The 14,313-nt window shown below is 48.7% G+C and carries 8 protein-coding genes; 2 read left to right on the top strand and 6 right to left on the bottom strand.

Going from position 1 to position 14,313, the window contains the following annotated elements:
- Positions 1 to 173: 173 nt before the first annotated feature.
- Positions 174 to 1,364: an O-succinylhomoserine sulfhydrylase gene (locus AB6805_RS15735; protein ID WP_370910380.1), complete on the bottom strand. Its 1,191-nt coding sequence runs from the start codon at positions 1,362 to 1,364 to the stop codon at positions 174 to 176.
- A 20-nt stretch (positions 1,365 to 1,384) separates the two neighbouring features.
- Complete coding sequence (locus AB6805_RS15730) at positions 1,385 to 1,804, bottom strand: OsmC family protein (protein ID WP_370910379.1); 420 nt, start codon at positions 1,802 to 1,804, stop codon at positions 1,385 to 1,387.
- A gap of 124 nt (positions 1,805 to 1,928) precedes the next feature.
- On the opposite strand from AB6805_RS15730, the gene metX reads away from it, so the two are divergent.
- Both metX and AB6805_RS15720 read left to right on the top strand, forming a co-directional pair.
- Positions 1,929 to 2,966: a homoserine O-acetyltransferase gene (metX, locus tag AB6805_RS15725; RefSeq protein ID WP_370910378.1), complete on the top strand. Its 1,038-nt coding sequence runs from the start codon at positions 1,929 to 1,931 to the stop codon at positions 2,964 to 2,966.
- A gap of 158 nt (positions 2,967 to 3,124) precedes the next feature.
- Positions 3,125 to 5,986 carry a TonB-dependent receptor domain-containing protein gene (locus AB6805_RS15720; RefSeq protein ID WP_370910377.1) on the top strand — a complete coding sequence of 954 codons (2,862 nt, stop codon included), beginning with the start codon at positions 3,125 to 3,127 and terminating at the stop codon, positions 5,984 to 5,986.
- 72 nt (positions 5,987 to 6,058) lie between these two features.
- On the opposite strand, the gene AB6805_RS15715 is transcribed toward AB6805_RS15720, so the two are convergent.
- The 4 genes from AB6805_RS15715 to ychF all read right to left on the bottom strand — a co-directional run bounded on the left by AB6805_RS15715 (position 6,059) and on the right by ychF (position 14,277).
- The gene (locus AB6805_RS15715) at positions 6,059 to 7,576 is read right to left on the bottom strand and encodes a reverse transcriptase domain-containing protein (RefSeq protein WP_370910376.1); all 1,518 of its coding nucleotides are present in this window, start codon (positions 7,574 to 7,576) and stop codon (positions 6,059 to 6,061) included.
- Between the two features lie 447 nt (positions 7,577 to 8,023).
- Positions 8,024 to 9,676, bottom strand: coding sequence for an SWIM zinc finger family protein (locus AB6805_RS15710; protein ID WP_370910375.1), 1,653 nt, complete (start codon positions 9,674 to 9,676; stop codon positions 8,024 to 8,026).
- A 14-nt stretch (positions 9,677 to 9,690) separates the two neighbouring features.
- The gene (locus AB6805_RS15705) at positions 9,691 to 13,005 is read right to left on the bottom strand and encodes a HEAT repeat domain-containing protein (protein ID WP_370910374.1); all 3,315 of its coding nucleotides are present in this window, start codon (positions 13,003 to 13,005) and stop codon (positions 9,691 to 9,693) included.
- A gap of 168 nt (positions 13,006 to 13,173) precedes the next feature.
- Entirely contained in the window at positions 13,174 to 14,277 is a 1,104-nt protein-coding gene (gene ychF, locus AB6805_RS15700; protein ID WP_370910373.1) for a redox-regulated ATPase YchF, read from the bottom strand.
- Positions 14,278 to 14,313 lie beyond the last annotated feature (36 nt).

Here is a 14,313-nt window from a genome sequence, read left to right as displayed (position 1 = left end):
ACGCTGATTTTACTGATTTTACTTTTTGGATTCTTTGGATTCTTATGATTTTCATTTAAAAAAAAGAACAAACAATAAAATCGCTTCGGTCTTTCTTAAATCTTTATAATCTTAATAAAATCCAAAAAGTAAAATCAGTAAAATCAGCGTAATCCTGAGTAAGACAACATCCGCTACAGGGCACTCGCATTCAGTGCCTGCTCTATGTCTTCCACGATATCCTTAATGTTTTCCAGGCCTACGGAAATCCGTATCAGTCCTGGCGTGATACCGGCAATGGCGCGTTCTTCTTCAGAGAGCTTTGCGTGGGTGGTGCTGGCAGGATGCGAAGCAATGCTGCGGCTGTCGCCCAGGTTAGCGGTGAGTGAAAGGAGCTGTAAGGCATCCAGGAAACGGACACCCTGTTGCAGGCCGCCTTTCAGTTCAAAGCATACGATGCCGCCGCCGCCATTCATTTGTTTTTTGGCGATGTTGTATTGCGGGTGGCTGGTCAGCAAGGGATATTTCACTGACAGCAGGTGCGGGTTATTTACCAGGCGCTCTGCGAGTTTCAATGCGCTGGCCGAATGACGTTCCATTCTCACATACAGGGTTTCCAGGCTTTTGCTGAGCACCCATGCATTGAATGGCGACATGGCCGGGCCGGTACTTCTGCAAAAAGTATGGATTTCCTTGATCAGTTCCGCCTTTCCTACTACTACTCCGCCGAGTACACGTCCTTGTCCGTCGATCCATTTGGTAGCCGAATGGGTAACCAGGTGGGCGCCGTATTCAATAGGGCGTTGCAATACAGGCGTTGCAAAGCAGTTGTCGACGTTTAAAATGATATTATGCTTATTGGCAATGCCGGCCAGCAGTTCCAGGTCTATGATCTCAAGACCTGGATTAGACGGCGTTTCCACGAAGATCATCCGGGTATTGGGCTTTATCATGGCTTCAATACCGGCGGGATCGGTCATATCGAAATAGGAAGTTTCAATGCCCCATTTTGGCAGGAACTTCGTGATCACGGTGTGGGTGGATCCGAAGATAGAGCGGGCAGACAGCAGGTGGTCGCCGGTTTTGAGCAGGGCCATGAAGCTGGCAAAAATTGCGCTCATACCGGAGGCGGTAGCATAGCCGGCTTCTCCCCCTTCAAGGGCGCACATCTTCTGTACAAATTCGTCTACATTGGGATTGCTGAAACGGCTATAGATATTGAAGTCTGTTTCGTCCGCGAAGGTAGCACGCATTTCTTCTGCGTTATCAAAACAAAAACTGGAAGTCAGGAACATCGGTACAGAATGCTCCATCTGGTCCGTTTTAGGCGTCTGCATTCTTACCGCATTGGTATCCGGTTGGTATTGATTTTTTTCTTTGCTCATGGATATGGTAGTTACAGCATTTAAGCGTTCAGTTTCACTTCCCAGGTCAGTTTGGTTTTACCCTGACGCAGGGTTTCCGCTACAGAACAATATTTGTTCATAGACAATTCCACAGCGCGTGCTGCTTTATCGGGATCAATATTACCTTTGAGATGGAATACCAGGTGAGCCGTTTCCCAGAGGGAAGGTTCTTTTCCTTTTTCTCTTTCTGCGTCAATTTCAATACGGAAATCGGTTACTTCCTGGCGTTGTTTCTTCAGGATCATCATCACATCAATGGCAGAACAACCACCAAGGCCCATGATCACCATTTGCATAGGCCTTACCCCGTTATTCTTACCGCCATTTTCCAGAGATGAGTCCATCAGTACTTTGTGGCCGCCTTCATCTACTGCCTCCATATTAAATCCGTCATCTACTCTTTGTAATGCTATCTTCATGATTATTAGGTTATCTTCAACAAAGATAAATAAAACCATCAGGATTTATGCAGTGGCCGTCATTCCTCCCTAATTCATAAATCACCGGTGCTATTTTGCAATTTTTAATTCTGATATTGTAGTTTTGCGCAAATTCGAAGAAGCATTGTCGGCAAAGGTATTTCACAGTCAAACAGCATTCCGGTTAGAATCCGGCGAAGTATTACCGGGATTACATATCGCGTATCATACGTTTGGTACGATGAAAGAAGATGGCAGTAACGTGGTTTGGGTATGTCATGCCTTAACCGCTAACAGTGATGCGGCTGACTGGTGGACCGGCTTAATCGGGCCCGGTAAAGCGATCGACCCTGCCAGGCATTTCATTGTGTGTGCTAATATCATTGGATCCTGCTATGGCAGCAGCGGCCCGCATACTATAAACCCGGAAACCGGCCATCCATGGTACCATCAGTTTCCCACCATTACCATCCGGGATATGGTACAAGCCCATATCCTGCTGAGGCAGCACCTGCAGATTCCCCGTATCCACCTGCTGATCGGCGGTTCTATGGGCGGCTACCAGGCACTGGAATGGGCCTTGCTGGAGCCGGCTGTTACCGGCCGCCTGTTCCTGCTGTGCACAGGAGCCGCGGAAAGTGCCTGGGGTATTGCCATTCATACGGCGCAGCGACTGGCCATTGAAGCGGATGATACGTGGCAGGACAACAACCACAGCGCAGGATCGAAAGGGCTGAAAGCCGCCAGGGCTATTGGTATGCTTACGTATCGCAACTACCACACCTTCGTTCGCGCGCAATCAGATGAAGATAAAGAGAAGACCGATAATTTCAGGGCTTCTTCCTATATCATTTACCAGGGCGACAAACTCGTAAAACGCTTTAATGCACAGTCGTACTGGCTGCTCACCAAGGCAATGGACAGCCATAATATTGCCCGTGGCCGTCATGAAGATATTACCACTACCCTTTCTCATATTCAGCAGCCTACCCTGCTCATAGGCATTAGCAGTGACATTTTATGCCCGCCGGAGGAACAGCAGTTTATAGCGGCACATCTTCCGAACGCTACTTATCATGAAATAGATTCTTCGTACGGACATGATGGTTTCCTGATAGAATTTGAGAAGATCGGCAGCATTTTACAGGAATGGATGCAATAACAGCACATTGATTTTTAAGGTATTATAACAAGATAGATGCAGCAGGACGACCCTGTTGCATTTTTATTTTAATCCCCTGCACTCCCGATGGCTATATGCGGTTTTTTTTCTTTATATTTATTTAAACCGAGTCTAAACCTTTTATAAATCCATCGTGTATGAGAAGCATTCTAATCAAAGCCTTCATCGGCTGCCTGGTGCTTTTATTATCCCTGACCCAGATAATTTCGGCCCAAAACCCTGTCTCCCTTAATGGTACTGTACGCGAAAAAGGTTCCGGCAACGTCATGCCCGGTGTAACCGTAGCGGTTAAAGGCTCCAATACCGGGACTATCACCGGCAGCGGAGGCGCTTTTACCCTCAGAACCACACATGCGTTCCCGTTAACACTGGTGTTCTCCTACGTAGGCTTCAAAACAGAAGAGCGGGAAGTCTCCTCTGCGGCGGACAAACTGGTAATAGAACTCAGCTCCACTGAAATTCTCGGCCAGGAAGTAGTAGTGGCCGCCAGCCGTACACAGGAAAGCATCCTTCAGTCACCGGTGTCCATCGAAAAACTGGATGCCCGCGCCCTGAAGGCCTCCCCCGCACCTTCTTATTATGATGCGCTGGCTAACCTGAAAGGCGTTGAAATGAGCACTCAGAGCTTAACGTTCAAATCAGTGAATACCCGCGGCTTTAACAGCAATGGTAATACCCGCGTGCTGCAACTGAATGATGGAATGGACAACCAGGCTCCCGGGCTGAACTTCGCCGTGGGCAACATGGTGGGTATTCCGGAAGTGGACCTGGACAACATGGAACTCATTCCAGGCGCGGCATCCGCATTGTATGGCCCCAATGCCCTCAACGGTATCCTCCTGATGAACAGCAAAAACCCCTTCCAGTACCAGGGACTCAGCGCCCTTGTAAAAACCGGTTTCCTCAATGATGCAGGCCGCTCTACCGCCACTACCGGGTATTACGATGTGTCTGTACGTTACGCACATGCCTTTAGTGACAAGGTTGCCTTTAAGCTGAACGTAGGCTATTTACAGGCGAAGGATTGGCAGGCATATGATCACCGCGACCAGAGCCTGGCAAACGGTCATACCCTCGAAAATGGCACCCGCGCCAATAATGAAGGCTATAATGGCGTGAATGTATATGGAGATGAGAATACCGTAAATATGTACACCGGCCTGAAACCTGCCCTGATGCCGCAAATGGTTGCATTGTCGCAGCAACTGGGAGGCGCCCTCACACCGGATCAGTTATATAATGCAATCCTGCCTCCGCAGAATATGTCGAACGTAACCCGCACCGGTTACAACGAAGCGGATGTAGTAGACTATACTACCAAAAACCTCAAACTGAATGCAGCACTGCATTACCGGCTCACCACCAATCTCGAAGCCATTTTACAGGGCAGCTATGGTTCCGGTACTACCGTGTACACAGGAGCTGACCGCTATTCCCTGAAAAACTTCAACATGGGCCAGTATAAAGTGGAATTGAAGAGCCCTGACTTCTATGTAAGATTATACACTACACAGGAAAGGGCGGGCGACAGCTACGCCGGTGGTACCCTGGCTGCCGGTATCAATGAAGCCTGGAAAACCAGTCAGCAGTGGTATAGTGAATACTTCGGTACCTATGGACTGGCCGCAGGCAATCTGTTTAAAACAACATTTACCAATAACCTCGGACAAGGTATACCCGCTGCATTTGCTGCTGCCCAGGCCGCAGTTCAATCACAACAGGCTAACTTTATCGGCGCTGCCAGAACCAATGCCGACAAGGGCCGCCTGATTCCCGGCACACCGGAGTTTGATGCTGCCGCAGACAAAGTGAAGAACAAACCCATCCCCGGCGACGCTTCCGGTGTGGGCGCTAAGTTCACCGATAAAACCAACCTGTATCAGGCAGAGTTCATGTACAACTTCCATAACCTGATTCACTTTGCTGAAATACTGGTAGGCGGCAACTACCGCCGCTATGCGCTGAACTCCGAAAAAACACTGTTTGCAGTAGACGACAACGGCGATGAATTCCGTATCAATGAGTATGGCGGTTATGTGCAGATCATGAAAAAGATCATAGAGGACCACGTGAAACTAACCGGCTCCCTGCGCTATGATAAGAACATGAACTTTAAAGGCCAGTTCAGTCCACGTTTATCAGCAGTATATACGTTCCTCGGCACGCACAATATCCGCGCTTCGTATCAAACAGGCTTCCGTATTCCGCACAACCAGGATCAGTATATCGATCTCGTAACGCCGCAGGCACACCTGATCGGCGGCTTGCCGTTCCTCCGCGAACGTTATGGCCTGGATAAAGGACCAGTGTTCTCTCTCCAGTCGGTACAGGCGGGTGCTCCCCAACAGTATGTTTTCCGTGAATTCCTGCCGGAAAGAATCCAGGCATATGAAATAGGTTATAAAGCAGTAATCGCAAAACAATTGCTGGTGGATGCCTATATCTATAAAAATGATTTCAAGAATATGAATGGTACGCAGGTGCTGGTGCAACCAACCGCAGATCCTGCAAAGAATAATATATTCTCTGTACCGGTAAGCGCCACTGAAGTAGTGCATTCCTGGGGATGGGCATTGGGACTGGATTACAGCCTGCCGCTCAATTTCACCGCCGGTGGTAACATCTCTTATAATGAACTCACCAATGAAAAGGACCTGGGTTCATTTATGACGATGTACAACACACCAAAGGTGCGCTATAGCCTGAATTTCGGTAACCGCAACATTGCCAATTCCAATTTTGCGTTTAACGTATTATGGAAATGGCAGGACTCCTTCATATGGCAATCGTCTTTTGTAGGACCAAATTTAAATGCCGCCGGTCTTAGCGAAATTCCGGCCTATGGTACATTGGATGCAATGGTGAGTAAGTTTTTCCCGAAGGCCAAAACCACGGTAAAACTGGGCGCCGCCAATATCCTGAATAAGAAATATATACAGTCGTGGGGTAACCCCACTATCGGCACACAAGGCTATATTTCTATAGGTTATAATTTATAAAGAAGAAGCCCCGGATACTGTTTTCTTGTCAGAAAATAATACCCGGGGCTTTTTATGTTTGTTTGTCGATTGTTATACTACGTCCCACCAGGGTTTGTCTGACGAGGTGGTTGGATTGTTGAGTGGTATGGCATTGACCTGTGGCGTAATTTTTTTAGCCGTGCTTTCTCCTATCCACAGGCTGCGGGCTTCTGCTTTAATATCTTCCCTTTGCAGCAATGCGCCCAGTGTGGCTTTCAGCTTTGCACCCAGTTCCGGTTTCACCATGTATACAAAGTTGGCGTAACCTTCCATGCTGCTGATAATATTTTTTCCTTTGCCCCAACTTTTATTGGCTAAACCGGTTTTCTCTACCTGGTGTAGCAAGGCGCGGAATTTACGCAGGGTGGTACGGTCCAGGCTCAGCTTTTCATTTACCACGATGCCCGTTACTTCATGCTTATCTCCTTTACGCATCACCTTTAGTTTATCCGGGTGGATGGTAAAACCTTCTTCTTTTACAAACATTTTCACGGCACGCAGCAATTGTCCTGCTTTATCTGCAGCCGGGCCTTTGGCAGAAAATGTCATGTCGTCTGCATATCTCGTATAGGCGTATCCGTATTTTGCCGCCAATCCTGCAAAACGCCTGTCCAGCTTATAACAGATCAGGTTGGTAATAGCGGGGCTGGTAGGGGCTCCCTGCGGGAGATGCCGGGCTGTTTTAGCCACATAGTATTTGCGGCCATCGAGCAGTACTTCATCTACTTCCGGTTCTGTACAAATAAGCGCCAGTATGGTAGCCACCTGTTCAGCGTATCCGAGTTTACAGAATAATCCTTTTACCCTTTTGTATTCAATAGACGGGAAGAAGTCGCGCAGATCAATGTTGATCACGATATCCTGACCGGTATGTGGCGCTGCGTTGGTAACGATAGATCTGCCTGGTACGAAGCCGTGGGCCGATTCATCATTTTTTATTTTATAGAGAATATTCTCCAGGATCCAGTGTTGTGCGGCCTTCAGCTGTGGCATTGGCGCAGAAATGGTGCGGGCGCCGCCGGATTTTTTAGGAATCTGAAAACGTTGATAGTGGGTATGATGCCCGACTTTCCGGTTAAAAGATAAATACCTCAGTTTTCCGATGGTGATGCCCATAGCGTTGGCTAACGCTGTAGCGTCGGCCCATACGGGCAGTCCGAACTTTTGGAGTTGCGCTACATCCGGCACCACTTTATTTAAGCCGGCAGATACTTCCTCACCAAGATATACGATCTGCTGATCTTTGGTGATGGCCCATGCGGCGGCTCTTTCTTTTCTTGCGGTTTCGCGGCGTTGTTTTGTTTCTTCCCTCTTCAGTTTGGCTTTTGCCATGCGGGCCTTACGCATATCTTCCAGCATTGCCCGCTTGTTGCGGTATCGCTGCCGTTCGTTCATCAGGTCGTTCAACTGCCGGCGCACCTCATTTTCCTTCTGGATGAGGGTAGCCGCAGGTGAAGGCTGCGCAACATTTTCGGCCCAGAAACCCAGGCGTGTCATTTCCTGTAATATATATTCCTCTTTAGAGGATGCACGTATCTTATCGTACAGTTGTTGACGGGTTAAGGACATGATAAATATGTTTGTATTTATGCTGTTTCATGACTTTGACAACGGAGCCTATCCGTAATAAAAATCCGGTCGTCTAAAATAAAATACCAGTAAAAGGGTGGAAAATGGGCGGTGATACAGCCCTGCTGAGAAGGGGGAAACAAAATTCTGTAAAGAGGAAAAGGCCTTCGTGCAAACCATTGACTAAATCAATCAACTCCAGGGAGGGGGCTACGGTACGCATATTTCAGCCCAGGGGGCTTCTACTGGAAATATGCGTACCGTAGCCCCCTCCCAAAGTAAAGATTGCATTTAGTGAAGCATGTATAGTCAGAATACCTGAATGACGAAACATCATTCGTCCCTTTTCGGGCGCAAGTGCAATCAATTCCTCTTTACAAAGATCTTTGTTATTAACGAGTCAGCAAGGTAGAAAATAATCTCCGGAAATAAAAACACCTCCTTAAATTATTTTACCGCTTTATTTTCCGAATGCGCTATACGCAGTGCCAGCATGTGTTCGCACGGCCCCTTGTATAATTTATTCGTACTATAAAAATTACAGTCGCAGTGTGCATTGCTTAATCTTTCATCCGCATCAATGGTAATAACGGGATGGTATATACGTTGCACACCCTTTACATTTCCTTTCAACTGCAAGCCTACTCCCGGGATATCGGTAGCCGTCAGTTCCACTTTTCCGGCCTGCACCAGTTTAGTGGCTTCCCCTTCCTGCGGATTGGCAAAGCGCAGCTGGTCCAGTGGCAGTGGCTCACGACTCAGTTCGCGGAGGCGGTAAAAGCCGGTGTGCAAATCGTAAATTACTTTGCCTGCCTGGGTATAAATTCCCAGTGCCCCCAATACGGTGGCCTTATCCAGGCCGGTGGCGGCTACAATCGTTTCCGGTTTAGCCATCCACCTGGTTTTCAGGTCTTCAAAAACGGTGAGCTTTGCTACGTCGCTCACGTCTGCTCTTGGCGCCATAAGGTCAAACTGCCCGGCGCGCGACCAGTCGTTGGCGGTCCATCCGCTGAGCCCCAGCGTAAACTGCATATCGCCAAGATCCGCTACATAAAAGGATGGCAGCCCGTTGCCGGTAAGATGCACGGTGAACTTCTTCGCAATTGGAATCAGCCTTTCCAGGATCAGCAACCGTCTTCTCCCCCATATCCTGATCTCCCTGCTTTGCGGGCCGGTGTATAACGATCTTGCACATACGATTTCCTGGTTCCATGGCTCAAATACTGCACGTACTGGTTTACCGGGTTCCAGTATAAAACGGATCGATCGTGGACCGTGTTTTTCTTTGAAGCGCCGCAGCCAGGAACAGAAATTATATACATCCATCGGATGCAGGTCAAACGTTGCGGCGGGCAGTGTCATCGCAGAACTAACCTGCAGAAATCCCCTCACCCAGCTATCGGGCAAATCGATCTTTACTTCATGATACAGTTCCTCCTGCGAGGTTTGCACCTGGAAGCCTGCCGGATCAATCTTAAAATCTGTTTCCTTATAATCACGGATCTTCTGGAATTCGTTATAAAGCGATGCGGAATAATCAATATTGGTAGTGCCGCATTCAAACTCGTTCACTTCTTTGAAAACATTATAACTCGCACTCAGCTTTCCGTAGGTGGATTCGTCCTGGCTGAAACATTCAAAGAACAGTTCATCCGGATGTACGCTGATCACCGGGTCCAGTACAAACCAGGCGTCGCGGTCTTTCTGGTATAAATAATCAAAATAACTTTTACGGGCTTTATAAAAAGGGGCCATCACTTTTTCCTTCTCCTGGTAAATACCATTGAGTTCCCCTCTCAGCGCGTCTATCCGCTGATCGGCCGCCTGCGCATCATAGCCGTTCATGAACTCCGCCAGCCACACTGTTTCCTGCTGGGCAGCCCATTCCTTATAGGCTGTTTTATCTTTCGGTTTAAAGCGCAGATCAGATACCACTACATCATGCAGGGCGGAGATGGCTTCCCGGAAAGCTATTTTTTTATGCAGCTTACCCACAAAAAAGGTAGGGTCACGGCGGGTATCCGGTGCAAAGGAAATGCCCGCAGCGGTGGCATTGCTGAACACGTTGGAGTTTCCGCTGTATCTGTAATTGAATAACATAAATGGATTACTTTTTAAGATACTCTAATCGCTGTTGGCACTATTTCAATGGGTAGTTCTACTGCATACCGTTCCTGGATACTACGCATAATGGCAATGCAGCGGGCTTTGTCGCCAATGGCTACAGTGGCGGATATATGCGCAATAATATAACCGATATAAACAGCTGCTTCTTCCGACTTCATAGCTTCTTTTTCCAGGAATACGAAGATCCGTTCCTTGGCAGCGCGGGCTTTGTTTACCCTGCTCAGTACCACCCGGAAATAATGTTCCAGCTGTTGCAGAAACACCAGGTTGCCGGCAGCATATTGTTGCAGGTAGTTAGTTGCAAATAACTGCATGCTTTCACTTGGATGCTGGCTTAATTTCAGCAGGTAGGTTTGTCCGTCCTGTTCACGGAAGAAGCGCAGCAGCAATTCCCGGCCAAAGGCCTGGATATCGGGCCGTACGCTGTCGGCCACCGCCACCAGTGTTTCCGGCGACCAGTCGTTATCCGTAAACTGCGTTCTGAAAAATTCCATGGCTTCCTGCCGGGTGTCGTCCCATTTCGCATCGAGCAGGCCAATAGCGGCGTCTCTTTCAAAACGGATACGCGCGACGTTGTTATAGTAAAAATGCCAGCTCCACTCCCTTACTTTCAGCAGTTCATGATTACCGGCAGCAATTACCTGTTTCACGGACAGCGCCGATGCAGGAATATATTTATCAAGTACCAGCAGTCCGAATTGCTGTGCCGACCTGTAATTGGCGTACAGCAGGCGTAAAGCGGTAGCTGTGTCGATATCCTGTAGGTAGTCAACCAGCTCGTTGCTGAGGGTAGCCTCAATATCGGCATGCATACCTTCCCCGGTTTCCTTGCGCATGAGCAGCGGCACCAGTTCATTTACCAGGTAAACGGCCATGCGTTTATCCTGCTGTACCAGCCGGCTGATTAGCGGGCGTACCGCATTACGTACATCCGTGTACGTACTTAATAATATATGGAGTACCAGTTCTGGTCTTTTCAATAATTCATCGACGCCCATTGCTTCCAGCACTTCCACGCCGGCAGCTCTTACCGGCTGGAATTCATTGCTGATCAGCTGTTTCAACATGGCGTCGGATACTTCGCTGAAGTTAAACGCTCCTTGTTTCAGGAGCAGCAGGCGTGCTGCGAATGCCTGATTAGCCGCCACCGGGCTTTGCAGCAACGCTTCTATATCCGGCATACCGGTTTCCGTTAGTGCCTCCCGGCAGTGTTGCTCCAGGATGTTACAGCCATCATTCAGGTTTTCATTACCTGCCGGCGTGGATGTTTTCAATGCCAGCAACGAAGTAACTGCCTTTGCACAGAGTATCCTCGCCTTATCCAGTGGCAGGTACGCCGGTTTAAGTTGTTTACGGGCAAAGTCGCGCACTTCCTTATAGGGCGAAAATATCAGCTGCATGAGGAAGTCCATGTCCGCAAAGCAAACCGGCTCATTTTCGCTGATCCACTGCAGTCCCTGTAAACGGGCCAGATCCAGTGGGCTCATCACCAGTATGTATAATAACCGCAACGACGGGTTGGCGGGATCGTATCTTTCTTTGGCCAGTTCCAACCCGAACATGGATGGAATGGAAAATGCGTTGGCGAGCAGCCCTGCAATCACGCCTTCATCCATTTTATCTTTCAGGGCGTTGTAATCCGGGTGGGCTTTCAGTTGCTCCATGGCAAAGATGTGGATCGCTTCCATGCGTGCGGATATGAGCAGCTGGATGAACGCCTGCGGTAACTTTTGCCACAGGTGCAGGAATGGCACATCGCTCACCGGTTGTGCCGGTGAGGCTTTATATTCAGGCGGTACGGCCGATGCGATTGTGTTCTTTTCACCACCCAGCCAGCCGAAGAGTTTTTTCAGCAGGCCGCCTTTGTCTTTCGCGGCGTCGGGGTTGCTACCTGCTGTCAGTTTCGTTCGTCCCTGTGCGTTAGGCGCTCCCTCATCTTTGAAAACCCATTCCTTATGATCGGGCGTTAATTGCAGGTTAGCGGCGTTTCCGCGGAGGATATAGTTGAGGTATACCAGCTTTGAGTTTGCCGGAAACTGGCGGTAGAAGCTTTCATAGCGGCCATTCACCCAGGTATGTTCGCGGGTCTGGTATTCTTTGGCCGCGTCCCTGCTTTCTTCGTATTGCAGCAACAGGGCGGTGGCGAGGCGAACATAATGATCGTCATTTTGTTCACCAAACTGGCGCAGGTTACGGAATACGCGGTAATGAAGGTAATTGCGAGTCCTGTCTGAAAATGCTACTTTACTGGTGGGCCTTTTCAGTTCTTTATCTGCCTGTACAGATTCTTTCAGTTCCGGTATATAAGTGTTTGGTACAAACGGCTTATCGTTATAATCTATACTTGTACCCGGGTTCTTAAACATAGGGGCTTCCCTTTCGAAGCGTGCCGCCAGGATGGCTACGATTCCCTGGTCGCCGCGCAGTTCCGCCTGTTTGAAGATATGGCGGATATGCTGGAACCAGGATGGCCTGAAAGGCAGGTGCATGAGGAAGTTGCCGATGGCAATTCTCACGGCGGAATGCTCAAAAGCTACGATGTATAAGTCTTCCAGTAACGGGTAGCTTTGCTCCTGTTGCGTGATGACCCGTTGCTGCAACAGTGTGAGCAATTCTTCTGTACTTCCTTTGGCAACCGCCTGCTGGAAAACTTCGGGTAGCCGCTGGAGGTAGGAACGGACATGTGCGGTACGTTCTTCCGGTGGCAATAGCAGTAGCAGGCCATTGGCGGCCAGCATCCTGATATTCAGGGGGCGTGAGCTGTTATCGGCATAAGAGCGGAGAACCGGGATGGCGGCGGGGTCGCCTGATTTGCCCAGCGCCCAGAGGGCTGCATAGCGTTGCAGTCCATCGCCTTTTTCCACGAGCTTGATCAGGTAAGGAACGGCTTCCTTTATCTTTTCTTCACCGGCCCGCCATATTACGCGGGAAGTGCTCCAGGCAGTTTTAAAGCTGCTTTTCCCTTCTACCGCATCCTGTAAACGTTTCAGGATGGCGCGGTGTTTCACGTTTTCCACGAGGGTAGTATCTACCGGGGTAAACGACAGATCCTGAACAGCTTCCTGTTCTCCCAGATAACCTTTACTTCTTTTTTCTTTTTCAAGACCATCGAATATAGTGGTGGCGGCAGATAATGCTACGGGGCTTACAGTTTTGGTACCGTCTTTCAGGGTACCGAAGCGTTTACCATATCTGAAGTTAACAATATACTGTTCCGGGCCAACCTCACAAAGATCAATTTCATAGGTCTTATCCGAGTTTCCTTCCCGGAAAAAGAGTTTTACGTTCCTGACAATACGCATGAGCTAACATTAAAAATAGGTGGCTAAGCTAATAAAAGAATTTTGAATTTGGCATATGGGGGGTATATAATTAATATATGCATATACGTTAGGGGTAACATAGCAACGGGCCGGATGGCCGGCCCGTCTTTTTGTTGTAACCTTCATGGATCTTATCCAGAAGTATTTTTAAACGTTGAAGCGGAAGTGCATAACATCTCCGTCGGCAACGATGTATTCTTTACCTTCAATGCGGAGGCGGCCGTTGTCACGGGCAGCTGCTTCAGATCCGTATTTTACGTAATCTTCGTAAGCAATTACTTCTGCTTTAATGAAGCCTTTCTCAAAATCGGTGTGGATTACGCTGGCAGCCTGGGGAGCTTTCCAGCCTTTATGGATGGTCCAGGCACGTACTTCCTGCACGCCGGCAGTGAAGTAGGTGATCAGTTCCAACAGGTTATAGGCAGAACGGATTAAGCGGTTCAGGCCGGGTTCAGTCAGGCCATATTCTCCCAGGAACAATTCTTTATCGGCCGGCTCTTCCATTTCGGAGATCTGGGCTTCGATGGAGTTGTTCATGATAATTACCTGGGCATTTTCTGCTTTCACAGATTCCTGGAGGGCCTCGGAAAACTTGTTACCGGTATGAAGTGATGCTTCATCCACGTTGGCTACGTACAGTACTGGTTTTTCGGTAAGCAGGAACAGGTCGGCAATGGCTACCCTTTCTTCTTTACTGAGACCCAGTTCACGGATGTTACGGCCTTTCTCCAGGTGTTCCTGGCATCTTTTCAGTATTTCGAATTCAATCTTTGCTTTTGGATCGCCACCGGTTTTAGCCATTTTCTCGGTACGGGCAACTTTACGCTCCACGCTGTCGAGGTCTTTCAGCTGTAATTCGGTGTCAATGATTTCCTTATCGCTGACAGGGTTGATCTCTCCTTCTTCGCGGAGGATGTTTTCATCTTCAAAGCAGCGGATCACGTGAACGATCGCATCTACCTCACGGATATTGGCCAGGAACTTGTTTCCCAGACCTTCCCCTTTGCTGGCGCCTTTTACCAGGCCGGCAATGTCCACAAACTCGATGGTAGTAGGCACCACGCGGTCAGGCTTTACCAGCTCTGCCAGTTTATGCATACGTTCGTCCGGTACGTCCACCTGGCCAACGTTAGGTTCTATAGTACAGAAGCGGTAGTTACTGGCCTGCGCCTTAGCGCTGTTGCTCACCGCATTAAATAAAGTCGATTTTCCTACATTCGGCAATCCTACAATTCCAACTTGCAAAGCCATTTTTTAAAATTTGCGCAAAGATAGGTTTATTTTAGT

The sequence above is a fragment of the Chitinophaga sp. RCC_12 genome (assembly GCF_041360695.1).
In the GTDB taxonomy this organism is placed as follows: domain Bacteria; phylum Bacteroidota; class Bacteroidia; order Chitinophagales; family Chitinophagaceae; genus Chitinophaga.
This window is presented reverse-complemented; position numbering and strand designations above follow the sequence as displayed.